This window comes from Aequorivita sp. H23M31, assembly GCF_004022485.1.
Classification (GTDB): domain Bacteria; phylum Bacteroidota; class Bacteroidia; order Flavobacteriales; family Flavobacteriaceae; genus Aequorivita; species Aequorivita ciconiae.
In genome coordinates this window covers 2,179,380-2,204,944 of sequence record NZ_CP034951.1, presented here as the reverse complement: position 1 = coordinate 2,204,944, position 25,565 = coordinate 2,179,380, and the positions used below count along the sequence as shown (strand labels likewise).

32 protein-coding genes are annotated in these 25,565 nt (G+C 36.6%); 29 read left to right on the top strand and 3 right to left on the bottom strand.

Features of this window, described 5'->3' with window-relative positions; translation table 11 throughout:
• Nucleotides 1-30 precede the first annotated feature (30 nt).
• Nucleotides 31-3,639: a DUF6443 domain-containing protein gene (locus EI546_RS09675; RefSeq protein WP_128250349.1), complete on the top strand. Its 3,609-nt coding sequence runs from the start codon at nt 31-33 to the stop codon at nt 3,637-3,639.
• 10 nt (nt 3,640-3,649) lie between these two features.
• Complete coding sequence (locus tag EI546_RS09670; protein WP_128250348.1) at nt 3,650-4,201, top strand: hypothetical protein; 552 nt, start codon at nt 3,650-3,652, stop codon at nt 4,199-4,201.
• Between the two features lie 4 nt (nt 4,202-4,205).
• Here the strand turns inward: EI546_RS09670 and EI546_RS09665 are convergent, their stop codons facing one another.
• The gene (locus EI546_RS09665; RefSeq protein WP_128250347.1) at nt 4,206-4,433 is read right to left on the bottom strand and encodes a hypothetical protein; all 228 of its coding nucleotides are present in this window, start codon (nt 4,431-4,433) and stop codon (nt 4,206-4,208) included.
• Nucleotides 4,434-4,459: 26 nt separating this feature from the next.
• Between EI546_RS09665 and EI546_RS09660 the strand changes: the two genes are divergently transcribed.
• The 9 genes from EI546_RS09660 to EI546_RS09620 all read left to right on the top strand — a co-directional run bounded on the left by EI546_RS09660 (nt 4,460) and on the right by EI546_RS09620 (nt 10,382).
• The gene (locus tag EI546_RS09660) at nt 4,460-4,726 is read left to right on the top strand and encodes a hypothetical protein (protein ID WP_164905210.1); all 267 of its coding nucleotides are present in this window, start codon (nt 4,460-4,462) and stop codon (nt 4,724-4,726) included.
• A complete protein-coding gene (locus EI546_RS09655; protein ID WP_164905209.1) occupies nt 4,681-5,787 on the top strand; it encodes an RHS repeat domain-containing protein in 1,107 nt (368 codons plus the stop codon). Before EI546_RS09660 ends, EI546_RS09655 begins: the two co-directional genes overlap by 46 nt.
• The gene (locus tag EI546_RS09650) at nt 5,784-6,242 is read left to right on the top strand and encodes a hypothetical protein (protein WP_128250344.1); all 459 of its coding nucleotides are present in this window, start codon (nt 5,784-5,786) and stop codon (nt 6,240-6,242) included. Before EI546_RS09655 ends, EI546_RS09650 begins: the two co-directional genes overlap by 4 nt.
• A gap of 427 nt (nt 6,243-6,669) precedes the next feature.
• Nucleotides 6,670-6,867, top strand: a complete 198-nt coding sequence (locus tag EI546_RS09645) for a hypothetical protein (protein ID WP_164905208.1) — start codon at nt 6,670-6,672, stop codon at nt 6,865-6,867.
• Nucleotides 6,868-6,893: 26 nt separating this feature from the next.
• The gene (locus tag EI546_RS09640) at nt 6,894-8,153 is read left to right on the top strand and encodes an RHS repeat domain-containing protein (RefSeq protein WP_164905207.1); all 1,260 of its coding nucleotides are present in this window, start codon (nt 6,894-6,896) and stop codon (nt 8,151-8,153) included.
• 9 nt (nt 8,154-8,162) lie between these two features.
• Nucleotides 8,163-8,405 carry a DUF4926 domain-containing protein gene (locus tag EI546_RS09635; protein WP_128250341.1) on the top strand — a complete coding sequence of 81 codons (243 nt, stop codon included), beginning with the start codon at nt 8,163-8,165 and terminating at the stop codon, nt 8,403-8,405.
• A gap of 48 nt (nt 8,406-8,453) precedes the next feature.
• Nucleotides 8,454-8,753 (top strand): hypothetical protein, encoded by a 300-nt coding sequence (locus tag EI546_RS09630; RefSeq protein WP_128250340.1) that lies wholly within the window; start codon nt 8,454-8,456, stop codon nt 8,751-8,753.
• Complete coding sequence (locus EI546_RS09625; protein ID WP_128250339.1) at nt 8,674-9,729, top strand: RHS repeat-associated core domain-containing protein; 1,056 nt, start codon at nt 8,674-8,676, stop codon at nt 9,727-9,729. The genes EI546_RS09630 and EI546_RS09625 overlap by 80 nt, the downstream gene beginning before the upstream one ends.
• Nucleotides 9,730-9,743: 14 nt before the next feature.
• Nucleotides 9,744-10,382, top strand: coding sequence for a hypothetical protein (locus EI546_RS09620; protein WP_128250337.1), 639 nt, complete (start codon nt 9,744-9,746; stop codon nt 10,380-10,382).
• Nucleotides 10,383-10,431: 49 nt separating this feature from the next.
• Here the strand turns inward: EI546_RS09620 and EI546_RS09615 are convergent, their stop codons facing one another.
• Nucleotides 10,432-10,797 carry a helix-turn-helix domain-containing protein gene (locus EI546_RS09615; protein WP_128250336.1) on the bottom strand — a complete coding sequence of 122 codons (366 nt, stop codon included), beginning with the start codon at nt 10,795-10,797 and terminating at the stop codon, nt 10,432-10,434.
• 142 nt (nt 10,798-10,939) lie between these two features.
• Between EI546_RS09615 and EI546_RS09610 the strand changes: the two genes are divergently transcribed.
• The 8 genes from EI546_RS09610 to EI546_RS09575 all read left to right on the top strand — a co-directional run bounded on the left by EI546_RS09610 (nt 10,940) and on the right by EI546_RS09575 (nt 17,807).
• Nucleotides 10,940-12,466, top strand: coding sequence for a hypothetical protein (locus tag EI546_RS09610; protein WP_128250335.1), 1,527 nt, complete (start codon nt 10,940-10,942; stop codon nt 12,464-12,466).
• A gap of 90 nt (nt 12,467-12,556) precedes the next feature.
• Complete coding sequence (locus tag EI546_RS09605) at nt 12,557-13,492, top strand: tyrosine-type recombinase/integrase (protein ID WP_128250334.1); 936 nt, start codon at nt 12,557-12,559, stop codon at nt 13,490-13,492.
• The gene (locus EI546_RS09600; RefSeq protein ID WP_128250333.1) at nt 13,479-14,363 is read left to right on the top strand and encodes a tyrosine-type recombinase/integrase; all 885 of its coding nucleotides are present in this window, start codon (nt 13,479-13,481) and stop codon (nt 14,361-14,363) included. Before EI546_RS09605 ends, EI546_RS09600 begins: the two co-directional genes overlap by 14 nt.
• 89 nt (nt 14,364-14,452) lie before the next feature.
• Nucleotides 14,453-14,977 carry an ORF6N domain-containing protein gene (locus EI546_RS09595; protein ID WP_240673091.1) on the top strand — a complete coding sequence of 175 codons (525 nt, stop codon included), beginning with the start codon at nt 14,453-14,455 and terminating at the stop codon, nt 14,975-14,977.
• A 417-nt stretch (nt 14,978-15,394) separates the two neighbouring features.
• Nucleotides 15,395-15,595 (top strand): hypothetical protein, encoded by a 201-nt coding sequence (locus tag EI546_RS09590; protein WP_128250332.1) that lies wholly within the window; start codon nt 15,395-15,397, stop codon nt 15,593-15,595.
• A gap of 291 nt (nt 15,596-15,886) precedes the next feature.
• Complete coding sequence (locus tag EI546_RS09585) at nt 15,887-16,084, top strand: hypothetical protein (protein ID WP_128250331.1); 198 nt, start codon at nt 15,887-15,889, stop codon at nt 16,082-16,084.
• 98 nt (nt 16,085-16,182) lie between these two features.
• Nucleotides 16,183-17,154: an RHS repeat-associated core domain-containing protein gene (locus EI546_RS09580; RefSeq protein WP_128250338.1), complete on the top strand. Its 972-nt coding sequence runs from the start codon at nt 16,183-16,185 to the stop codon at nt 17,152-17,154.
• A 14-nt stretch (nt 17,155-17,168) separates the two neighbouring features.
• Complete coding sequence (locus EI546_RS09575) at nt 17,169-17,807, top strand: hypothetical protein (protein WP_128250337.1); 639 nt, start codon at nt 17,169-17,171, stop codon at nt 17,805-17,807.
• Between the two features lie 49 nt (nt 17,808-17,856).
• On the opposite strand, the gene EI546_RS09570 is transcribed toward EI546_RS09575, so the two are convergent.
• Nucleotides 17,857-18,222 (bottom strand): helix-turn-helix domain-containing protein, encoded by a 366-nt coding sequence (locus EI546_RS09570; RefSeq protein ID WP_128250336.1) that lies wholly within the window; start codon nt 18,220-18,222, stop codon nt 17,857-17,859.
• Nucleotides 18,223-18,364: 142 nt separating this feature from the next.
• On the opposite strand from EI546_RS09570, the gene EI546_RS09565 reads away from it, so the two are divergent.
• The 10 genes from EI546_RS09565 to ruvA all read left to right on the top strand — a co-directional run bounded on the left by EI546_RS09565 (nt 18,365) and on the right by ruvA (nt 25,563).
• Nucleotides 18,365-19,891 (top strand): hypothetical protein, encoded by a 1,527-nt coding sequence (locus EI546_RS09565; protein WP_128250335.1) that lies wholly within the window; start codon nt 18,365-18,367, stop codon nt 19,889-19,891.
• Nucleotides 19,892-19,981: 90 nt separating this feature from the next.
• A complete protein-coding gene (locus tag EI546_RS09560) occupies nt 19,982-20,917 on the top strand; it encodes a tyrosine-type recombinase/integrase (protein ID WP_128250334.1) in 936 nt (311 codons plus the stop codon).
• On the top strand, nt 20,904-21,788 hold the full coding sequence (locus EI546_RS09555) for a tyrosine-type recombinase/integrase (RefSeq protein ID WP_128250333.1): 885 nt from the start codon (nt 20,904-20,906) through the stop codon (nt 21,786-21,788). The genes EI546_RS09560 and EI546_RS09555 overlap by 14 nt, the downstream gene beginning before the upstream one ends.
• An 89-nt stretch (nt 21,789-21,877) precedes the next feature.
• Nucleotides 21,878-22,402: an ORF6N domain-containing protein gene (locus EI546_RS09550; RefSeq protein WP_240673091.1), complete on the top strand. Its 525-nt coding sequence runs from the start codon at nt 21,878-21,880 to the stop codon at nt 22,400-22,402.
• 417 nt (nt 22,403-22,819) lie between these two features.
• A complete protein-coding gene (locus EI546_RS09545; protein ID WP_128250332.1) occupies nt 22,820-23,020 on the top strand; it encodes a hypothetical protein in 201 nt (66 codons plus the stop codon).
• A 291-nt stretch (nt 23,021-23,311) separates the two neighbouring features.
• Entirely contained in the window at nt 23,312-23,509 is a 198-nt protein-coding gene (locus EI546_RS09540) for a hypothetical protein (protein WP_128250331.1), read from the top strand.
• A 98-nt stretch (nt 23,510-23,607) separates the two neighbouring features.
• Nucleotides 23,608-23,862, top strand: a complete 255-nt coding sequence (locus EI546_RS09535) for an RHS repeat-associated core domain-containing protein (RefSeq protein ID WP_128250330.1) — start codon at nt 23,608-23,610, stop codon at nt 23,860-23,862.
• Between the two features lie 122 nt (nt 23,863-23,984).
• Nucleotides 23,985-24,119: a hypothetical protein gene (locus tag EI546_RS16590; protein ID WP_262707617.1), complete on the top strand. Its 135-nt coding sequence runs from the start codon at nt 23,985-23,987 to the stop codon at nt 24,117-24,119.
• Nucleotides 24,120-24,127: 8 nt separating this feature from the next.
• A complete protein-coding gene (locus EI546_RS09530) occupies nt 24,128-24,544 on the top strand; it encodes a hypothetical protein (protein WP_128250329.1) in 417 nt (138 codons plus the stop codon).
• A 437-nt stretch (nt 24,545-24,981) separates the two neighbouring features.
• Nucleotides 24,982-25,563 (top strand): Holliday junction branch migration protein RuvA, encoded by a 582-nt coding sequence (gene ruvA, locus EI546_RS09525; RefSeq protein ID WP_128250328.1) that lies wholly within the window; start codon nt 24,982-24,984, stop codon nt 25,561-25,563.
• Nucleotides 25,564-25,565: the final 2 nt, after the last annotated feature.

The window sequence follows — 25,565 nt, the reverse complement described above, 5'->3', positions numbered from 1 at the left end:
AGCGATTTTGAACTGACTAAATCGATACCTATGAAAAACTTTATACTCTTCTTTTTACAAAAATCTCCTTTCGATAGGATAGGATATGGGTTAGTAATTATTCTATTTCTAAACGGTTCACTTCATGAACATCTCTTTGCTCAAACCGATTCACAAAATTATATAAAGACCACAACTTATACTGGAGCTAATAATCAAGGAGCTCAAGTTATGATTTCCTACTTTGATGGCCTCGGGAGGCCTATTCAAAATGTGGCTCACCAGCAAGCCGGAAATAGCGGAGATTTGATTACCTATATAGAATATGATTCATTAGGAAGACAAAAAAAAGAATTCCTGCCTTATGTGCGGGATGCCGCAAGTCTCAATTTTGAATCTGAGGCTCAGTCACTTACTGAAGTCTTTTATTTATCCAATGAACCTGCTACATCCGTTCCCTTTAGTCAAAAGGAATTTGAGAAATCGCCTCTAAATAGAATTAATAAACAATCAGCTCCCGGGGAGAATTGGAAAATGAATTCTGGCCATGAAATAAAATATAGCTACGGAACAAATACTAAGTATGAACTTCATTTTTTCGGTGTAAAAATTATTGGTGACAATGTTTTTTTAAAATATAACGGAGATTATCCTGCTCAACAACTGTATAAAAATTCAATTAAAGATGAAAATTGGGATGGTTCAAGTTTAGAAAATGAAGTAACTGAATTTAAGGATAAACAGGGTAGAACTATTTTAAAGCGAAGCTATATAAAAAATGCACCTCGCCAAAAACCTGAATATCTACAGTTGGATACTTATTATGTTTATGATCAATTTGGAAACTTAAGTTTTGTTCTTCCACCCAAATTATCGGAACAGATTGTAGTAAATAATGCTTTAGTCCGAAACCATCAGGAACTCTTGGACGTTTTAGGTTATCAATACGTTTACGACCAACGCAACCGACTAATGGTTAAAAAAATACCGGGCAAGACAAAAGAATATATAGGCTATGATAAATTGGACCAAGTTATCGCAACAGGACCGGTCACCTCACCTTTTGGAGATGGGGCCGAGGGCTGGTTGAGAACTAAGTATGATGCATTTGGGAGGATAGTTTATACACTTTGGCAGCCTGGGCAGGTGAATATAACTTCACTCAAGAATCTTATGAATCAACATGGTCCCAAATTATATGAAGGTAGGAGTACATCGTCCACAATAGTTGGGGGAGTGGCATTTTCTTACACTAGTATAGTAAAGCCTATTTCTGGCTACCACGTTTTAACGATAAACTATTATGATGATTATGATTGGGAATACGGCCCTCGCTCAATTCCATATTCCGTTTGTAATGGAGAGAGTTCGGTTGATTATGGTAATAAGGTAATGCCAAAAGGACTGCCGACGGGCAATTGGAATAGAATTTTAACAGATCGAAATTCTACAGAGGGAAAAATGGAACATATTTTATATGCCTTTAAATCACGTCCTGTTCGAGTCCAAAAAGATTATCCGAACAAGGGTTACACCATCGTTGATTCTAAATTTGATTTTGTGGGAAATACGGTTAAAACGATTACAAAACATCGACGGGATCTATCGATGCCAGAACACAAAATCATGGAGGAGTTTACATTTAATCCCCAATGGAGACCTGAATCTCATTTTCATACAATAAATAATTTTCCAAGTCAGTTAATTTCCAAAAATAGCTATAATGTTTTGGGGCAACTATCCCAAAAAAGAGTAGGCGGCAGCGATCTTACCGGAGCTATGCCCTTGCAAAAGGTGGATTACAAATACAATATCCGAGGATGGCTCACCCATATTAACAATGTAGATAATCTGAGCCAAGCAGGGCAACCCAAAGACCTCTTTGCCTTTAAGATCAACTACGATAGTGTGGAAGATGACATCAACGGTGCAGTTAAGCCCTTGTTCAACGGCAATATAGCCGAGACTTCCTGGCGAACTTCCAACGACAATATAAAACGGCGATACGGCTACAGTTATGATGGGCTAAACCGCATTACTGCCGCTTTTTACCAGCGCCCAGATTTGTCCATTCCCCGTGCTGAAAGCTACAGCACCAGTTACAGTTACGACAGCAACGGCAACCTGCTCACCCTACACCGCAACGGCCAGGTAGATGCCGCCGATCCTCCAATCGCAATTGACGATCTGGTATACACATACGACAAGGGCAACCAGTTGCAGAATGTGGTAGACCAAGAGCGCCATCCCGATGGCTACAACGACCGAAACCCTGATGTGCGCGACCCGGACTTTAAATACGACAACTACGGCAACTTAATTGCGGATAGGGACAAGGAAATAAAGGAAATAACCTACAACCATATGAACTTACCCGCCACAATCCGTATTGGAAGCGATGGAAATATTGAATATATTTACGACGCCGCCGGGAACAAGCTCAAAAAGGAAGTGAATGACGGCAGGGAAACAAGTACAACGGAATACTTAGATGGTTTTATTTATAAGAATGATAAATTGGAGTTCTTCCACCATCCAGAGGGCTACGTGCAGGTAAGCGTGGATCGGGACACTTATGATTATCAATATGTCTTCCAGTACAAGGACCATTTGGGGAACATACGACTGTCCTACTCGGACCTTGCTTTGAACGGGGCCATCGACCCATCGACCGAAATCCTCGACGAGAAAAACTACTATCCTTTCGGTGGAGAGCATAAAGGGTACAACTCAAACATTAACGGTACTTACCACCCCTATGGGTATAACGGAAAAGAAGAGCAGGACGAGCTCGGTCTTGAGTGGATTGACTATGGTGCAAGGAATTATGATAAATGGCTTGTTAGATATTTTAATGTTGATAGGATGTCAGAGGCCTATTATGATTTGAATCCATACCAATATACAGCTAACAATCCCGTCAAATTTATAGATGTAAATGGGGATTATATTTATATATGGGAAAACGGTACTCAATATAGGTACGAGAATGGTGAGACACAGAAGCAGAATGAGAAAGGAAAATGGATTAAGCACAGTGCCCAAGAAGGTAGTTATGTTAGTCAAATCGCAGGTGCTTTGGAGGCAATAACGGGAGGAGATCCTAATTCTTTTGGCAGTCAGTTTTTAGGTTTATTTGAGAATGATGATGTTAATGTAAGTTTATTTGAAAACACATCTCAAGGAGACCATAAAGGTAAAAATGTAACTGATGGCACAAATATTTATACCTTTTCCAACCAATCTGGAAGCATAAGAACCACAGGAGGTAGTGAAAAATTGAGCGAGAACTTCCATATTACTTTGGGTCACGAATTAGCTCACGGATTGGGCAATAATCTATTAAGGAAAGGTGCTTTAAGTGATACTTGGATACCAGCAGATCCTAACATAGGTTTGAAAGACCCTATAAAAAATTCAGAGGTTTTTGCATCAATGTATGAGAATATGCTACGTGCCGAACAAGGACTAGAATTAAGAACCCACTATATAGGTGGTACGTCTGACAACAGGTCTCGTTTAATACAAAAATCCAAGACGAAAAATCCTTTTGGGAAGGTGTATAATCCAACGCAATCTACCTTAGAAATTTTCAATAGCCTTGTTAGAAGGCCAAAAGCGAAATCTGTCAACTCTATAAAACCTGCTGGTAGCCAATAACTTTATTTATATGAAAACTAGAATTTTATTGCCAGCTTTGACAATTTTAATCTGCTTTGGATGTAAAGCTCCAAAGTTTTATACCGAGTTAATCTCTACCTATCCTTCGGAGAAACAAGATGATTATGTAATGAATTCATCTATAAGTCCTCATAAATTGGTCTTAAATGAACTCAAGGATGAATTGCAAAATACCAAACATATCATTTATCACTATGCCCCTAACCCTGAATGGAATAGTAAAGAGTTCTCAGGTGTTGTTTATGATGTTGAGAATGATAAATATTACTACTTTGAGAACAGTCAAGAACATCCAAGGAAATTATCCGTGAGTGAAAATTATCAATATCCTGATGACAATTATTACAAGTTCGTCATAGATAATTTTAGAGAGGGAAAAATAGATTATCTAAAGAAATTGGGGGAAACATCAAATCTCTCTGGATATACAGCCCACGAAGCTATTTATGATATAGATTTGAAAAACGGCACGAACAAGAGGTATACATTTGGGGATTTTTTGTTTATGAACGGTAAACCCACAAAGGATATAAGTAACTAGTTTTCTAAAAGTTGTAATTAAGCCAACAACCGCCCATCGAGGCGGTTTTTTTATGCGTAAGCCTGTTGTGTTTTGTAATCCTGATAACGGAATCAATAATAGAGAACAAGTGTTTTTTAAAGTCGGGGTCCATATTCTCTATCTCCTGAAAACGCTGTAACGTCTTTTTATCAAAAGAAGCGTTGATACGCCGCCGATCCTCCAATCGCAATTGACGATCTGGTATACACATACGACAAGGGCAACCAGTTGCAGAATGTGGTAGACCAAGAGCGCCATCCCGATGGCTACAACGACCGAAACCCTGATGTGCGCGACCCGGACTTTAAATACGACAACTACGGCAACTTAATTGCGGATAGGGACAAGGAGATAAAGGAAATAGTATATAACCACCTGAACCTTCCTGTAAAGATCATTTTTGAAAATGGCGGGGAGATTGATTACATTTATGCCTGCCCGCCTTTTGGCGGGATGCCTTGGGAGTTAAACTTAGAAAAGAAGTACGTGACCGCAGTGAGATAACTACCACCGATTATTTGGACGGTTTTATATATTTGAACGAGAAACTGGACTTTTTCCCGCATTCCGAAGGGTACGTAAAGGTCATTCCGGGAGGGAATTATTATTCGTTCCAGTATGTGTTTCAGTACAAGGACCACTTGGGGAACATTAGGCTGTCCTATTCCGATACCGACGGAGATGGCAGTATCGAGCCAAGGGCCGAAATAATTGAGGAGCATAATTATTATCCCTTTGGACTTGAGATCTATGAGATGGATTTTAGGCAATATGACCCCGCGATAGGTAGATTTACTTCCGTTGACCCGTTGGCGGAGAAGGCACCGGACTGGACACCATACAGGGCATTTTTTAATAATCCAATTCGATACATTGACCCCACAGGAATGTTAGAAGATACTTATGGTATTGATGATAATGGTAATATTAGGCACATTGATGACCAAAAATATTATGATGAGCAAGGCAATGAAGTAGACAGGTTGTATAAAATGGATTCTAAATACGGTGTTGATAAAAATGGTGATTATGTAGAGTCAAATGTTCGTGATGATGGAAGCAGTATAGTAAGTGATTTGGCACATAGTGTGAAAACTAAACAATATGGAACATCGGAAATAGGGGGATCTACATTTACTGCTAATGAATATATAGCTTATGCAGATGGGAGTGAGAAAAACGAGGTAAATAGGATATATGATTTTGCTGCGAAAAATTCAAAAGTTGAATGGGGACTTATAGGTTTTAATGATAAAAACGGCAATTTTAACTATCAGATTGGCACCTTAGGACTTGGCGGTTTAGATGGTCAATTTGGGTTGTCTTCTTCCCCTTCTTTACCAAGGTCTATGGGACAAGGTTTATATTCCATACACTCACACCCGGGAGAAAATGGATATCAAAACAGATTAGAGTCAGTTTATGGTGATTCGTCAGTTGGCCCACATTATTTGAATAATTTAGGATATAAATCATATCAAATTTATTTTCCGAGCGATAACAAAACCTGGGGTATTGACCGTTATGGTAGAGAGAGCGCCAACGTTAAAAGAATAAGATTTTGAGAATTACAATAGCACTTATTACATTGTTTTTATTCAGTTGCACGAATAAAGAAGAACAGTTTTTTAAAAACAGCTTAGATAGTTATATCGAAAAGTATCCTATTAGTTTATTTTATGAAGTAGACAGTTTAGGGAATAGAACTTTAATCAACTGCGTTTATCCTTACTACGAGGCTGTTTTTTTCAAAGATTCTACAGATATGGATATTTTGAAAATTAGACAAAATTTATATTATACCCAATATAAAAATGTAAATAATAAAGAATTAAAAGGCTTTTTTGTTTACAAGAATAAATATCCAGTATTTGTATATGATAGTTATAATTTAAGTGGCAAGTATATTTTTAATAAATTAAATATCAATGTTCCAGATAGTTTAATTTATAATAAAAAATGTGATGGGAAGATTTTACATAATAAAAATATCAGGGCTGAAACTTACAAAGCGGAGTAGAATGTAATTATTGTTTTACAACGCCGCCACGTTCTTATTGAAGAAGTCCTTGAATCTTCGGTTGGTCAGCATTGTGTCGACCATCAGCTCTTTTCTTTGCAGTAGTGTTAGAGCTGGCAAGCTAGCTTTCTTGACTTTTAGGCTATCTTTTTTTGGGAGTATCGGGCAAAAGAACGGTTCTACCTTATAAAAACGTGGCTCGAAATGATAGACCCCCTGCTGGCGCGGGCGTCCCGCCCGTGCCCCTACTTTATCCTAGCGCTAGCTGTCGGTCTCTTCAGCCGATTCCTACAGCGCAAATTACAGTTACGACAGCAACGGCAATCTGCTCACCCTACACCGCAACGGCCAGGTAGATGCCGCCGATCCTCCAATCGCAATTGACGATCTGGTATACACATGCGACAAGGGCAACCAGTTGCAGAATGTGGTAGACCAAGAGCGCCATCCCGATGGCTACAACGACCGAAACCCTGATGTGCGCGACCCGGACTTTAAATACGACAACTACGGCAACCTAATTGCGGATAAGGACAAGGAAATAAAGGAAATAGTATATAACCCTGCCTGGCGTGCCTCTGTCAGGCAGGTTTCCGGCAGGCAGGCACCTGAACCTTCCCGTTAAGATTCTTTTTGAAAATGGCGGGGAGATTGATTACATTTATGCCTGCCCGCCTTTTTTGGCGGGATGTCTTGGGAGTTAAACTTAGAAAAGAAGTACGTGACCGCAGTGAGATAAGTACCACCGATTATTTGGACGGTTTTATATATTTGAACGAGAAACTGGACTTTTTCCCGCATTCCGAAGGGTACGTAAAGGTCATTCCGGTAGGGAATTATTATTCGTTCCAGTATGTGTTTCAATATAAGGACCACTTGGGGAATATACGGTTGTCTTACTCGGACATCGATGGAGATGGGACTATTAATGCAGCTACTGAAATTGTTCAGGAGAATAATTATTATCCTTTTGGGCTTGAACACAAAGGGTATAATACAGATGTATCGCCCAGCGGGAACAGCGTTGCGCGCAAGTTCAAATTTAATGGTATCGAGCACGAGGAAGCTTTGGGGCTAAATCTTTATGAAATGGATTTTAGGCAATATGACCCAGCTATTGCTAGATTTACAAGCATCGACCCAGTTACTCATCATGATTTTTCTACATATACGGCATTTGATAATAATCCAGTGTTTTTCGCAGACCCGAGTGGAGCAGATTCTGAATCACCTATAGACTTAATTAATGATGCTTGGAATCAAACCCCTGAAAATGGTTCAGCAACTTTCGATAATCAAGGTAATTGTCAATGTGGGTGTCCAGTAAAACCACCATGTGCGAAAAAGAAAGCTGTAAGGGAAATGAATGCTGGGGAGTTTTATGCAATGGCATACAATGGTCCATCAAAAACCGCATATTTGAATGGAAACGACCCATATAATCCTACAGATGAGGATATCGCTCAAAACGAGAGAGAAAAAGCTGAAGCTGCAGGACAAGTGGTTTTATTTGTAGTAGGAGAATGGGCTGTTGCAAAAGTTCTACAAGGAGGTATTTATGTTTACAAACTTGTAAAGTTTAAAAGTGTTTTTAGTTCAGCAATGAGTGCAAGTGTTAAAGATAAACTGGCTCGTTATTTATTGAATTTTGACCACACAACTGGAAGCTCAAAAGCAGAGTTTTTTAAAGATGCATTAGGTTTTACAATAAATAATGCTGATGATTTAGCGAAGCAAATCGTATTTAATAATAAAAAAGCGATTGCAACAGAAGTAACAAAATATGGAACCAAATATTCTCAAAATATAGCTATCAAAGGGGCTAATGGAAGAGTTGTTGACGTTACTTTTGGATGGATTAAAAATAAAGATGGATTAGTAAAGTTAGTAACAGGATATCCAGCAAAATAAAACAATTTTATGTTTAAATTATATGATGTGGTAAAATCAAAAAAGGAAATATCGGAAGATATACCAATTGATACTTTAGGAACGATAGTTATGGTTTATAATGAGTTTACGCCAATAGCTTATGAGGTTGAATTTATAAATGATGAAAAGGGAACTATAAATGTTGTTACTGTTGTAGAAGATGATTTGAGGATTAATTGCTCCTTTGACTCTGATATGAATAAAAGTAATTGCTTTAAGCCCCCCCATTAGTACGGCTCCGCTCCCGCCCAGCTGCTTTCCAACAACGGATACAATATTTTGGGCCAGTTATCCCAGAAAAAGGTTGGCGGTGCGGATCTGTCAGGTTCCTCGGCACTGCAAAAGGTGGACTACAAGTACAACAGCAGGGGCTGGCTCACGGATATCAATGATGTGGGCAGCCTGTACCAAAGTGGCGCGCCAAAGGATCTATTTGCTTTTAAGATCAATTATAATCTTGTGGAGGACGACATTAATGGAAAAGTAAAGCCACTATTCAATGGAAATAGTACAAGGACCACTTGGGGAACATCAGGCTGTCCTATTCCGATACCGACGGAGATGGCAGTATCGAGCTAAGGACCGAAATATTGAGGAGCATAATTATTATCCTTTTGGGCTTGAACACAAAGGGTATAATACAGATGTATCGCCCAGCGGGAACAGCGTTGCGCGCAAGTTCAAATTTAATGGACAGGAACTAGAAGAAAGTTTGGGTTTAAACATCTATGAGATGGATGTTCGGAATTATGACCCAGCGATAGGTAGATTTACTACTATTGATCCTGTTACACATTTTTCACAATCTACATATACTGCTTTTGATAATAATCCTATTTTTTGGGCAGACCCAACCGGTGCCGATAGTGAAAGTTTCTTGAGAGATTTGTTTGATAGGTCAGAAAGTGGAACTACTTGGACAAATACTGGAAATGGCACTTTTTCTGATGGGAATGGAAACACGGCACAATGTGACGATTGTAATGAAAGTAGTCAAGAACAACAAGATCCGAATCCTTTTGGAGATATTCAAGTGTCGGAAAAACAAGGGTGGTTTGGTAAGCTAATGGGAGATGCAAACGGCAGGAAATGGAAAGGACCAGATGGAGTTTGGTATTCTGTGGATGAAGAAGGGTATCCAACAGGCAGATATATGGCTAAATTTATTGGTAGTTCGGGCTCAATAGAGTATATTTCTGCTGGAGGACTTGGAGTTGTATTGAAATTGCCAAAGTATCTAAAATATTTAAGGGATATAAAATCTAGTAAGGATTTATTAAAATATGCGGTAAAAGCTTCTGACGCCTTCAAATTAACTTCTGGTGGTGGGAAATTTAAAGCTGTTCTCGAAGGAGGTGCATATGGTGCAGGTCAACATTTTGTACAGTTAGTGAAAGATGGGTGGAATTATCAGAAAGCGGGCAATGTGATAAAGTTGACTAAAAATGGTGAAACAATAATTTTTAGAGCATCTCAATCCGGCAAGAAAGGGTTTGATACTTTTACTTTACCGAAAGCTTATGAAGGGAAAAATGTAGATATTTTCTTTAAATAAAACTTGGATTTATTATGTTAGATGAATATAAGGAATACGACTTGTCCTTTATAGAGGTCATTTTAGAAAACTTGAAACGAAAAGTGGATATCAAGTTAGAATCGGATGATTTTAATTATATGAAGGACAAGTCATATACAACAGATTATATAAAGTATATTGTTCCTGGAGGTGTAGATATAGAAAAGTTAATAACTATACTTAAGCTTCTAAACGAGAAACCGTATTTGCTTTTACAATTACCATTAGACAAGACTACTTTAGAATATACTTCAAAGGGAGAAGGGTTCAATGAGTTAGTTGAAAAATTAGATCGTTATACCGCTTCTGAAATGGTTGACAATAAAAGTTTTTTTATAAAGAAAATGATTAATAAAGAAAATAGTTCTTTTCCTTTGCTATTTAAAAGCGATAATTCATTAAAGGATTTTTTTACAAAAAAAAGTGAAGAAATAGAGCATTATTTTATTAGTAATGTACTGTTGTTTCCTATAAATATGAGCTGGTTTATGTATTTTGATTATGATTTAGGAGCAATCCATTTTACATATAAAAATGATGTTATGGATAAAATCAAAAACAATAGAGAATTAAAAAACTTAACTTTCTCTGATGATGAAATTGACCAGCTAATCGTTGAAGCCAATGAATAAGTAAAGTTATAGAATCCAAAAACCGTCCAAGTGGCGGCTTTTTTATGCTCTAAAGCGAAGCTACATTTTTATTAAAGAAATCCTTAAACTTTTTAGAAGTGAGCATTTTATCAATCATCTTAAAGATAATGGCTCTATCATCGGTATCAAGTTCAGAAATCAAACGTAATTGCTCATTAGCTTGTTTATCTTCTATAACAACTTCTTTGGGCAGACCACCATTAAGGTTAATCACTTGGTCAATAGTAATATTATAAAACTCTGCAAGTCGCTGTAACTCTTTTACAGAAATCTCACGATTACCATTTTCAATTTTATTGTAGTTGGAATAACCAATATCAAGAGCGTTAGCAACTTCTTTTTGGCGAAGCTCTTTATCTTCTCTTAATTTTTTAATGTTATCAGCTAAACTCATATAAACCTGTATTAGAAGTTATAAAAGTAGCGAAAAACGATATAAATATGAAATATTAGTGAAATAGTAAATTATTAATGTTCGATAAAAGAAATATAATTGTATTTTTGAAGTATCGAAAATCGAATAAAATAGTTTTACTATGCTCAATACTTCCAATCCAAACAACTACGAATACACAACCAAACATTTAGAAATCCACATTTTAGGAGGAATCAAACTCAACAAATTAGAGAGTTTAAGGATTACGCTATCCATCCAAAAACCAAAAGAACATAATGTTTTAAGGCACTCAATAGATTTATACAACGATAACCAAATAGAAAAGTTTACTCGAAAGATTGCAGAACGCTTGGAAATTGGTACAAGTGTAGCACGTAGAACGTTACAAGATTTAACCAGAGAATTAGAGAACTACAGATTTTTGTTGATTGAAGAATACGAGAAACAGCACCAACCCTATTTTAAGGAACTCACAGGAACAGAGGAAAAACAAGCCATTACATTTTTAAAGAAACCCAATTTACTAAATCGAACCAACGAACTCATTGGAAAGTCTGGAGTCATCGGAGAAGAACACAACAGACAAACAATGTTTTTAATCTTCACATCAAGGAAAACAAATAATCCATTGCATTGCATCAGCTTGGGAAGTTCTGGAGTTGGCAAAACACATTTGCAATCAAAAGTATCGGAACTCATTCCGGAAGAAGATAAAGTAGAAATTACAGTCTTATCTGCAAACGCTTTTTACTACTTCAATCGCACAGAATTACAACACAAATTAATATTGATTGAGGATTTAGATGGAGCGGAAAGTGTACTCTATCCATTACGAGAACTGCAATCTAAAAAGCGAATTACAAAAACGGTAGTTCATAAAGACACCAAAGGAACAACTAAAACCATACATCTAACGGTTGAAGGTCCTGTAAGTGTTGCAGGTTGTACCACGCAGGAAAGTATTTACGAAGATAACTCAAATAGAAACTTCCTTTTGTACATCGATGAAAGCGAAGAACAAGACCAGAAAATAATGGATTACCAAAGGTTGATTAGTGCAGGGAAAATAAATGATGATGAAGAACACGCATCGCGTGTTTTATTACAAAATGTGCAACGCATATTAAAACCAATCAAGGTTATCAATCCGTTTGCTGAATATCTGGAATTACCCAAATCGGTTTTTAAACCACGTAGAACCAACTCACATTATTTACAATTTATTGAAGCGATTACATTTTACAAACAATACCAAAGGGAAAAACAATACGACAAGGAAACAGGCGAAGAATTTATAGAAACCACAATTGAGGATATTGAAGAAGCCAACGGACTTATACAGGAAGTTTTATTGCGTAAAAGTGATTTATTGAATGGAGCTTGCAGACAGTTTTTTGAAAACCTAAAAGCATACTTGAAAAAGGAAAGTCAAACCACATTTACAAACGCTGAAATCCGTAGAGCTTTACGAGTAAATCCAAGCAACCAAAAACGATATATGTTGCAACTTCAATTAGCTGAACTCATACAGAAAGCCAAAGGAAATAAGCGAAAAGGTTATGTATATGAAATCGTAAACTATGATGATTACGAAACCACGAACAAGCAAATAAAAGACCTATTGCAGGGCATTATCGATAGGTTAAGAAGTTCAAACGGTTCATAATAGTTCAATCAGTAAAATGGACTAATAACGTAACTGAAAATCAACAACTTAAATAAGTAGTTCACAGAATCCCAAAAAACACATACCGAAGTGAAAAAATTAAAGCTACAAAATGAGGTATTTAAAATGTTCGTTGCCAATTACAAAGAATGGTTGGACATCTTGGGTTATGCAGAAAGTACAGTCTATCAATTACCGAATCATCTACAAGAGTTCTTTTATTATGTTGAAAAGCAGAACATCAAAAAGCTGACTGACATCACGCCAAAAACCATAAAGGATTATTACAGGAAACTCAAAGAAAGAGCCAATGAACGAACAAGTGGAAGTTTGAGCAAAAGTTATCTCAACAAACATCAACAGGCTTTAAAAAAGTTCAAGGAATACTTGCAGAACCACAACTATAACGACTTCAATATTCATCTTAAATCTGAAACCAATCCAACTGAAGAAAAGATAAATATTTTGACACAGGACGAAATTAAGGAACTCTTTGAAGCCACAGAATTTAGCCATACAGAAAGTAGATTTAAGTTAAGAGATAAAGCCATTTTGACCGTTTTGTACAGTTGTGGATTAAGAAGAAATGAAGCGGTACACTTGGATTTAAGCGACATCTATTTTGACAAGGAAAGAGTGTTTGTCAGGAAAGGTAAAAACTACAAAGAAAGGTTTGTACCAATTAACCGAAAGAATGCAGAAATATTGGAAGATTACATTTTTGAAGCTCGACCAGAATTTTATCAAGCCAATTTAAGCGAAGCTCTGTTTATAAACCATCACGGAACACGAATGCAGGGAATGAGTTTTGCAAATCGATTGAAAGTTATTGTAGCATCTACCAACAATAAAAATATAATGGAAAAGAATATTACACTTCACATTTTAAGGCACTCAATAGCTACACATTTATTACAGCGAGAAGTACCATTAGAAAGCATCAAAACCTTTTTAGGACATAGTAGTTTAGAATCTACTCAAATCTACACACACTTACTTAAAACACTTGAAAATGAAACCATATAGCGAATTTTTGGAAGAGCAGAATTATAGTAAAACCACAATCAAGGTTTACGCTACAGAAATACAAAGCTTTATAAAATGGTGCAATAGAAATAGTACCACGGCAAACGAAATCGATTATAAAAATTGCCTGAAATACATAAAATACCTTACCCGAAAGGGAACAAAGAAAAAGACCGTAAACCACAGGTTGCGGAGCGTAAAGATATATTTTGATTACCTGATGGATGAAGCCTGTAGAGTTGATAACCCGATAGAGAACACCACCATAAAAGGCGTACAGAGAAACATCAATTATAATCTGCTCGAAGCGGAAGAACTGGAGGATTTATATTACAGTTTTGAGACCGACAAATACCAAGAAGAATATCACAGATACACCTTAAAAAGAGCAAAGGTAATTATTGGGTTAATGGTCTATCAAGGCTTAAACACAAGCGATTTAGGAAACTTGAAAATAGAACATCTTCAACTCTCAAAAGGCAAAATATATGTTCCGAGCAGACGGAGAAGCAACGCAAGGGAGCTAGAATTAAAACCTTGGCAGATAATGGAGTTTATGGAATATGTGAACGAAGTTCGGCCAACAATCCAAAACAAACTGCAAAACCATAGCGAACAGCTTTTTAATACGAATGCACGTTTTAACTCAATCGTCTATCACATCTTTAAAAAACTGAAAAAATACAATCAAAAAGCAGAGAATATAAAGCAGATTAGGGCAAGTGTAATTACAAATTGGTTAGGACAATATAACTTGCGAAAAGTTCAATATCTGGCTGGACATCGTTACATAAGTTCGACCGAAAGATATTTACAGAACGATTTAGAGAACCTTCACGAAATGGTCAACAACTTCCATCCAATAGTTTAGTCTTAAAAACAAGAGTCATAATTGGGTGTCGCAAATTGCGATACCCAATTTTAAAAATTTTAAATTTGCATCGAAATATCAATCAAGAAATGAGCAATAAAATAACCATCCCGGACGAAGTAATCATCAATAAGATATACGTCATAAGAGGGCAGAAAGTAATGTTGGACAGGGATTTGGCAGACCTTTATGACGTTGAGACAAGACGATTGAAAGAACAAGTCAGACGGAACATAAATCGTTTTCCTGAAGAATTTATGTTTGAGCTTACCAAAGAAGAATTGGAAGAATGGAGAACACAATACGCTTCTTCCAATCGTGATGTTATGGGAATCAGGATTGCGCCTTTTGTGTTTACAGAACACGGAATCTTAATGCTATCAAGTGTTTTGAGCAGCGAAAAGGCTGTACAGATGAACATCCAAATCATAAAGACATTTGTCCAGTTAAGGAAAATTGCGAACAACTACGAGGAAATAATGGCCAAAATCCGACAAATGGAATCCCAGACAAATGAACAGTTCAGCGAGATTTACAAAGTCCTTCAAAATTTATTATCAAAACCGGAAGAAAAGCCCCGAAAGGAAATAGGCTATAAAGCTGGTAGAAAATAAAATCCCCACAAAACAAAACCCAGATTATTGCCGAAAAGGCAAAAATCCCCTGTGTTTTGTTTTGTTCCGCGCGACACCACTTCTGCGGTTTTTATGTCACGATTTTTGTAGGCCCACGCACATACGGCACATTGCTTGTTTTGTTTTTGACCTTCTTATTTTTTTTAACTGGAAAAACAAAAAAGCAAAGAGCCGTGCCAACGCTTTAAACAAAAAATCCCGCCATAAAAACCGCCCCACGCTATGTTACATAATGGTCTGTTATAGAAGCATCCGCACCATCCCTTCTTCGCCAAAGATGTTCTATAACGCCATTATGTAAAATAGCCCCTCGGCCTTTGCGCTCTTTGCCACCACTACTGCCACCGCACTACGAACCTTTAATATTTACTGCGTAACCAAGCCTTGTGCCGCTCTATGCCGCTGGGCAGCCATCCCGATAGGAGTGGAAAGTCCAGCGCACCGCCAGCCTCTCTTTCCACTCCTATCGGGACGGAAAAGTCCACTCCTGTGGCAGATCCTTACGGGAAGACAATCCAAATACGCCCGTCCGCTGAAGTTCGAGCCGAACCCCAACGGACGGGCTTTATCTTCCAAACCTATCAACCCAAATTTTAGAAAAACAATCAAGGAAATCTTTATCAAGAATCCCTTTATCAAAATGGGATTAACATCTTTTAACAGGAAAGAAATCTTGCATAGCTTTGCAGTATTGAATCCTGTCCATCAGGTTGTTGACCATCAGAAAAGCTTCACGGAAATTACTGTCACAACTTAACCCAGACCACTGTTTTACCTTCGTGGGAAAGGCCTAAAAAACCGATGTCCTTTTTTTATTTGAACAAAAACAAAACTTTTGTCCAAAACCATATATAAGATATAACAGGAACCAATTTAAAACGTATAACAATGAACAGCATCCACATCACACTTATAATAATCTTCGGCTTTATACTGAGAATGACACTCATTTTGAACAAAGTTGAAAAGGACAGAATACCCTTGATGGGAGACTTCTTCGGAAAGGTACTCCCCAGGATGCCAAAAATAAAGTTCGGAAGGAAAGGAAAAGACGGGGAAAAAAAGAAAATACCGCCCGAAGGATAAAGCGTGAAAAACGAAAATGTCTATATTTACCATACGTTCTTATAAATAAAAAATCGCGGGAAAGTTTTTCTCTGGCGTTCGGGCGCAAAACTGTGCCAATGCTCAATTTTTTGCATAATTATTATCCTTTTGGGCTTGAACACAAAGGGTATAATACAGATGTATCGCCCAGCGGGAACAGCGTTGCGCGCAAGTTCAAATTTAATGGACAGGAACTAGAAGAAAGTTTGGGTTTAAACATCTATGAGATGGATGTTCGGAATTATGACCCAGCGATAGGTAGATTTACTACTATTGATCCTGTTACACATTTTTCACAATCTACATATACTGCTTTTGATAATAATCCTATTTTTTGGGCAGACCCAACCGGTGCCGATAGTGAAAGTTTCTTGAGAGATTTGTTTGATAGGTCAGAAAGTGGAACTACTTGGACAAATACTGGAAATGGCACTTTTTCTGATGGGAATGGAAACACGGCACAATGTGACGATTGTAATGAAAGTAGTCAAGAACAACAAGATCCGAATCCTTTTGGAGATATTCAAGTGTCGGAAAAACAAGGGTGGTTTGGTAAGCTAATGGGAGATGCAAACGGCAGGAAATGGAAAGGACCAGATGGAGTTTGGTATTCTGTGGATGAAGAAGGGTATCCAACAGGCAGATATATGGCTAAATTTATTGGTAGTTCGGGCTCAATAGAGTATATTTCTGCTGGAGGACTTGGAGTTGTATTGAAATTGCCAAAGTATCTAAAATATTTAAGGGATATAAAATCTAGTAAGGATTTATTAAAATATGCGGTAAAAGCTTCTGACGCCTTCAAATTAACTTCTGGTGGTGGGAAATTTAAAGCTGTTCTCGAAGGAGGTGCATATGGTGCAGGTCAACATTTTGTACAGTTAGTGAAAGATGGGTGGAATTATCAGAAAGCGGGCAATGTGATAAAGTTGACTAAAAATGGTGAAACAATAATTTTTAGAGCATCTCAATCCGGCAAGAAAGGGTTTGATACTTTTACTTTACCGAAAGCTTATGAAGGGAAAAATGTAGATATTTTCTTTAAATAAAACTTGGATTTATTATGTTAGATGAATATAAGGAATACGACTTGTCCTTTATAGAGGTCATTTTAGAAAACTTGAAACGAAAAGTGGATATCAAGTTAGAATCGGATGATTTTAATTATATGAAGGACAAGTCATATACAACAGATTATATAAAGTATATTGTTCCTGGAGGTGTAGATATAGAAAAGTTAATAACTATACTTAAGCTTCTAAACGAGAAACCGTATTTGCTTTTACAATTACCATTAGACAAGACTACTTTAGAATATACTTCAAAGGGAGAAGGGTTCAATGAGTTAGTTGAAAAATTAGATCGTTATACCGCTTCTGAAATGGTTGACAATAAAAGTTTTTTTATAAAGAAAATGATTAATAAAGAAAATAGTTCTTTTCCTTTGCTATTTAAAAGCGATAATTCATTAAAGGATTTTTTTACAAAAAAAAGTGAAGAAATAGAGCATTATTTTATTAGTAATGTACTGTTGTTTCCTATAAATATGAGCTGGTTTATGTATTTTGATTATGATTTAGGAGCAATCCATTTTACATATAAAAATGATGTTATGGATAAAATCAAAAACAATAGAGAATTAAAAAACTTAACTTTCTCTGATGATGAAATTGACCAGCTAATCGTTGAAGCCAATGAATAAGTAAAGTTATAGAATCCAAAAACCGTCCAAGTGGCGGCTTTTTTATGCTCTAAAGCGAAGCTACATTTTTATTAAAGAAATCCTTAAACTTTTTAGAAGTGAGCATTTTATCAATCATCTTAAAGATAATGGCTCTATCATCGGTATCAAGTTCAGAAATCAAACGTAATTGCTCATTAGCTTGTTTATCTTCTATAACAACTTCTTTGGGCAGACCACCATTAAGGTTAATCACTTGGTCAATAGTAATATTATAAAACTCTGCAAGTCGCTGTAACTCTTTTACAGAAATCTCACGATTACCATTTTCAATTTTATTGTAGTTGGAATAACCAATATCAAGAGCGTTAGCAACTTCTTTTTGGCGAAGCTCTTTATCTTCTCTTAATTTTTTAATGTTATCAGCTAAACTCATATAAACCTGTATTAGAAGTTATAAAAGTAGCGAAAAACGATATAAATATGAAATATTAGTGAAATAGTAAATTATTAATGTTCGATAAAAGAAATATAATTGTATTTTTGAAGTATCGAAAATCGAATAAAATAGTTTTACTATGCTCAATACTTCCAATCCAAACAACTACGAATACACAACCAAACATTTAGAAATCCACATTTTAGGAGGAATCAAACTCAACAAATTAGAGAGTTTAAGGATTACGCTATCCATCCAAAAACCAAAAGAACATAATGTTTTAAGGCACTCAATAGATTTATACAACGATAACCAAATAGAAAAGTTTACTCGAAAGATTGCAGAACGCTTGGAAATTGGTACAAGTGTAGCACGTAGAACGTTACAAGATTTAACCAGAGAATTAGAGAACTACAGATTTTTGTTGATTGAAGAATACGAGAAACAGCACCAACCCTATTTTAAGGAACTCACAGGAACAGAGGAAAAACAAGCCATTACATTTTTAAAGAAACCCAATTTACTAAATCGAACCAACGAACTCATTGGAAAGTCTGGAGTCATCGGAGAAGAACACAACAGACAAACAATGTTTTTAATCTTCACATCAAGGAAAACAAATAATCCATTGCATTGCATCAGCTTGGGAAGTTCTGGAGTTGGCAAAACACATTTGCAATCAAAAGTATCGGAACTCATTCCGGAAGAAGATAAAGTAGAAATTACAGTCTTATCTGCAAACGCTTTTTACTACTTCAATCGCACAGAATTACAACACAAATTAATATTGATTGAGGATTTAGATGGAGCGGAAAGTGTACTCTATCCATTACGAGAACTGCAATCTAAAAAGCGAATTACAAAAACGGTAGTTCATAAAGACACCAAAGGAACAACTAAAACCATACATCTAACGGTTGAAGGTCCTGTAAGTGTTGCAGGTTGTACCACGCAGGAAAGTATTTACGAAGATAACTCAAATAGAAACTTCCTTTTGTACATCGATGAAAGCGAAGAACAAGACCAGAAAATAATGGATTACCAAAGGTTGATTAGTGCAGGGAAAATAAATGATGATGAAGAACACGCATCGCGTGTTTTATTACAAAATGTGCAACGCATATTAAAACCAATCAAGGTTATCAATCCGTTTGCTGAATATCTGGAATTACCCAAATCGGTTTTTAAACCACGTAGAACCAACTCACATTATTTACAATTTATTGAAGCGATTACATTTTACAAACAATACCAAAGGGAAAAACAATACGACAAGGAAACAGGCGAAGAATTTATAGAAACCACAATTGAGGATATTGAAGAAGCCAACGGACTTATACAGGAAGTTTTATTGCGTAAAAGTGATTTATTGAATGGAGCTTGCAGACAGTTTTTTGAAAACCTAAAAGCATACTTGAAAAAGGAAAGTCAAACCACATTTACAAACGCTGAAATCCGTAGAGCTTTACGAGTAAATCCAAGCAACCAAAAACGATATATGTTGCAACTTCAATTAGCTGAACTCATACAGAAAGCCAAAGGAAATAAGCGAAAAGGTTATGTATATGAAATCGTAAACTATGATGATTACGAAACCACGAACAAGCAAATAAAAGACCTATTGCAGGGCATTATCGATAGGTTAAGAAGTTCAAACGGTTCATAATAGTTCAATCAGTAAAATGGACTAATAACGTAACTGAAAATCAACAACTTAAATAAGTAGTTCACAGAATCCCAAAAAACACATACCGAAGTGAAAAAATTAAAGCTACAAAATGAGGTATTTAAAATGTTCGTTGCCAATTACAAAGAATGGTTGGACATCTTGGGTTATGCAGAAAGTACAGTCTATCAATTACCGAATCATCTACAAGAGTTCTTTTATTATGTTGAAAAGCAGAACATCAAAAAGCTGACTGACATCACGCCAAAAACCATAAAGGATTATTACAGGAAACTCAAAGAAAGAGCCAATGAACGAACAAGTGGAAGTTTGAGCAAAAGTTATCTCAACAAACATCAACAGGCTTTAAAAAAGTTCAAGGAATACTTGCAGAACCACAACTATAACGACTTCAATATTCATCTTAAATCTGAAACCAATCCAACTGAAGAAAAGATAAATATTTTGACACAGGACGAAATTAAGGAACTCTTTGAAGCCACAGAATTTAGCCATACAGAAAGTAGATTTAAGTTAAGAGATAAAGCCATTTTGACCGTTTTGTACAGTTGTGGATTAAGAAGAAATGAAGCGGTACACTTGGATTTAAGCGACATCTATTTTGACAAGGAAAGAGTGTTTGTCAGGAAAGGTAAAAACTACAAAGAAAGGTTTGTACCAATTAACCGAAAGAATGCAGAAATATTGGAAGATTACATTTTTGAAGCTCGACCAGAATTTTATCAAGCCAATTTAAGCGAAGCTCTGTTTATAAACCATCACGGAACACGAATGCAGGGAATGAGTTTTGCAAATCGATTGAAAGTTATTGTAGCATCTACCAACAATAAAAATATAATGGAAAAGAATATTACACTTCACATTTTAAGGCACTCAATAGCTACACATTTATTACAGCGAGAAGTACCATTAGAAAGCATCAAAACCTTTTTAGGACATAGTAGTTTAGAATCTACTCAAATCTACACACACTTACTTAAAACACTTGAAAATGAAACCATATAGCGAATTTTTGGAAGAGCAGAATTATAGTAAAACCACAATCAAGGTTTACGCTACAGAAATACAAAGCTTTATAAAATGGTGCAATAGAAATAGTACCACGGCAAACGAAATCGATTATAAAAATTGCCTGAAATACATAAAATACCTTACCCGAAAGGGAACAAAGAAAAAGACCGTAAACCACAGGTTGCGGAGCGTAAAGATATATTTTGATTACCTGATGGATGAAGCCTGTAGAGTTGATAACCCGATAGAGAACACCACCATAAAAGGCGTACAGAGAAACATCAATTATAATCTGCTCGAAGCGGAAGAACTGGAGGATTTATATTACAGTTTTGAGACCGACAAATACCAAGAAGAATATCACAGATACACCTTAAAAAGAGCAAAGGTAATTATTGGGTTAATGGTCTATCAAGGCTTAAACACAAGCGATTTAGGAAACTTGAAAATAGAACATCTTCAACTCTCAAAAGGCAAAATATATGTTCCGAGCAGACGGAGAAGCAACGCAAGGGAGCTAGAATTAAAACCTTGGCAGATAATGGAGTTTATGGAATATGTGAACGAAGTTCGGCCAACAATCCAAAACAAACTGCAAAACCATAGCGAACAGCTTTTTAATACGAATGCACGTTTTAACTCAATCGTCTATCACATCTTTAAAAAACTGAAAAAATACAATCAAAAAGCAGAGAATATAAAGCAGATTAGGGCAAGTGTAATTACAAATTGGTTAGGACAATATAACTTGCGAAAAGTTCAATATCTGGCTGGACATCGTTACATAAGTTCGACCGAAAGATATTTACAGAACGATTTAGAGAACCTTCACGAAATGGTCAACAACTTCCATCCAATAGTTTAGTCTTAAAAACAAGAGTCATAATTGGGTGTCGCAAATTGCGATACCCAATTTTAAAAATTTTAAATTTGCATCGAAATATCAATCAAGAAATGAGCAATAAAATAACCATCCCGGACGAAGTAATCATCAATAAGATATACGTCATAAGAGGGCAGAAAGTAATGTTGGACAGGGATTTGGCAGACCTTTATGACGTTGAGACAAGACGATTGAAAGAACAAGTCAGACGGAACATAAATCGTTTTCCTGAAGAATTTATGTTTGAGCTTACCAAAGAAGAATTGGAAGAATGGAGAACACAATACGCTTCTTCCAATCGTGATGTTATGGGAATCAGGATTGCGCCTTTTGTGTTTACAGAACACGGAATCTTAATGCTATCAAGTGTTTTGAGCAGCGAAAAGGCTGTACAGATGAACATCCAAATCATAAAGACATTTGTCCAGTTAAGGAAAATTGCGAACAACTACGAGGAAATAATGGCCAAAATCCGACAAATGGAATCCCAGACAAATGAACAGTTCAGCGAGATTTACAAAGTCCTTCAAAATTTATTATCAAAACCGGAAGAAAAGCCCCGAAAGGAAATAGGCTATAAAGCTGGTAGAAAATAAAATCCCCACAAAACAAAACCCAGATTATTGCCGAAAAGGCAAAAATCCCCTGTGTTTTGTTTTGTTCCGCGCGACACCACTTCTGCGGTTTTTATGTCACGATTTTTGTAGGCCCACGCACATACGGCACATTGCTTGTTTTGTTTTTGACCTTCTTATTTTTTTTAACTGGAAAAACAAAAAAGCAAAGAGCCGTGCCAACGCTTTAAACAAAAAATCCCGCCATAAAAACCGCCCCACGCTATGTTACATAATGGTCTGTTATAGAAGCATCCGCACCATCCCTTCTTCGCCAAAGATGTTCTATAACGCCATTATGTAAAATAGCCCCTCGGCCTTTGCGCTCTTTGCCACCACTACTGCCACCGCACTACGAACCTTTAATATTTACTGCGTAACCAAGCCTTGTGCCGCTCTATGCCGCTGGGCAGCCATCCCGATAGGAGTGGAAAGTCCAGCGCACCGCCAGCCTCTCTTTCCACTCCTATCGGGACGGAAAAGTCCACTCCTGTGGCAGATCCTTACGGGAAGACAATCCAAATACGCCCGTCCGCTGAAGTTCGAGCCGAACCCCAACGGACGGGCTTTATCTTCCAAACCTATCAACCCAAATTTTAGAAAAACAATCAAGGAAATCTTTATCAAGAATCCCTTTATCAAAATGGGATTAACATCTTTTAACAGGAAAGAAATCTTGCATAGCTTTGCAGTATTGAATCCTGTCCATCAGGTTGTTGACCATCAGAAAAGCTTCACGGAAATTACTGTCACAACTTAACCCAGACCACTGTTTTACCTTCGTGGGAAAGGCCTAAAAAACCGATGTCCTTTTTTTATTTGAACAAAAACAAAACTTTTGTCCAAAACCATATATAAGATATAACAGGAACCAATTTAAAACGTATAACAATGAACAGCATCCACATCACACTTATAATAATCTTCGGCTTTATACTGAGAATGACACTCATTTTGAACAAAGTTGAAAAGGACAGAATACCCTTGATGGGAGACTTCTTCGGAAAGGTACTCCCCAGGATGCCAAAAATAAAGTTCGGAAGGAAAGGAAAAGACGGGGAAAAAAAGAAAATACCGCCCGAAGGATAAAGCGTGAAAAACGAAAATGTCTATATTTACCATACGTTCTTATAAATAAAAAATCGCGGGAAAGTTTTTCTCTGGCGTTCGGGCGCAAAACTGTGCCAATGCTCAATTTTTTGCATAATTATTATCCTTTTGGGCTTGAACACAAAGGGTATAATACAGATGTATCGCCCAGCGGGAACAGCGTTGCGCGCAAGTTCAAATTTAATGGTATCGAGCACGAGGAAGCTTTGGGGTTGAATCTCTATGAAATGGATTTACGCCAATATGACCCAGTTATAGCTCGATGGAACTCCATTGACCCAGTTACTCATCATAATTTTTCTACATATTTATTGGGCATTTTGATCCTTTAACTGGTGGTTATACAAGTAAAGCAAAAGAATTAGGAGCAAGTTATTTTGACATAGGAGATGCGTGGAGTTCTTTATCAAATAATGAAAGATGGGCACTAAATCGGCATTTCTTAAATCAAGCAATGCAAAAGGGAGATGTCGTGCTTTTATCACTCTCTAGAAGTAAGGTTAGACCAGGTTCCTATTTGGAAAAGGAGATAAAATATTTAATGGATAATGGATATAAATTTGTTGATGATATTACATTAAAGAAATAGATAGTTAGATGAATGATATTTTGAAATATTTAATTGATTATTGTGCCTTCTTATACAATGAGTATGAGTTTAAATTTATAGATTCTTATTCATCCAAAGAATTTAATGGGCAAGGCCTATTAATACTAAAGAATGATATCCTGAATTTAAAATTTATAAATGATAGGGGGCAATTGTTTTTAGATTTCAAAGGGAACTATCATTCAAACGAGAATGATTGGTTTTCTTTTGATTTAATAAAACAGATGTTAAGTCCTTCGGATATAGGAGATTCAATAATGAATAAAGAAAAGAGTTATTGGTTAAAAGAGAATATGGGGCCAATCCTCCACCTTTTTTCTGTAGAGAACAGCTTAAAAACTATTAATAAGTTAAAGGGTTTAGAAGGAGAAAGAGCTAATAGAATGTTTGGTAAAATAAAATAACTCCGCTCCCGCACGATTACATCGTGGTGGCCTCCTGCACTTTAATGAAATACCCTGACTGTGCTTTTATATTCCCCCTCCCGCACGACTGCATCGTGTGTTCTCCTACAATTTAATGCACCAACTAAACTTTTATAATCCTGCATTTTTTCGTGTGGTTTTCGTCCCCGCTCCCCAAAGCAGAATAAACATTTTTGGTCGCCCAATATCTTTGCTCGGGGACATTCTAAAGAGTATTATCTTAGGATATGAGGCGTAATTATAAACTTACCTTGTAGGCCGAAAGGTTTCATCAAGTAGTAGAGTCTGAATTTGAAGAGAAAAACTCACATTTCAAACATTTCTTAGTCGATATTCCATTAATGTATTTCCCCACAACCCCAATGGCGGTTGCAAATAATTATATTATATTTGACCTCTTAAATTTTGGTTAAAAAATGATAAGCCACATACAGGGCAGGCTGGTTGAAAAGAATCCAACCGATGTAGTGATAGATTGTAATGGAGTAGGTTATACCATCAATATTTCCTTGCATACATTTTCAGAACTCCCCACTGATGAAAATGTTAAATTATTCACCCACTTAATTGTTCGTGAAGATGCCCATATTCTATATGGGTTTTCTGGGCTTGCCGAACGTGAACTTTTCAAATTGCTTATTAGCGTTTCGGGCGTGGGTCCAAGTACCGCCAGAACCATGCTTTCTTCTTTGGCTCCAGAGCAAATAGTAGATGCTATTGCAACAAATGATTTACGTACAATACAATCGGCAAAAGGGATAGGAGCTAAGACTGCACAACGGTTGGTACTTGATTTAAAAGATAAGATTTTGAAAGTCTACGGACTGTCATCGATTTCTACCGAATCGAGCAATACTAATAAAAATGAAGCGTTATCTGCTTTGGAAACCTTGGGCTTTGCTCGTAAACAGGCAGAAAAGGTTTGTGATTCCATCGTAAAGGAAAATCCCCAAGCCTCGGTAGAATCTATCATAAAACTAGCTTTAAAAAAATTGTAACA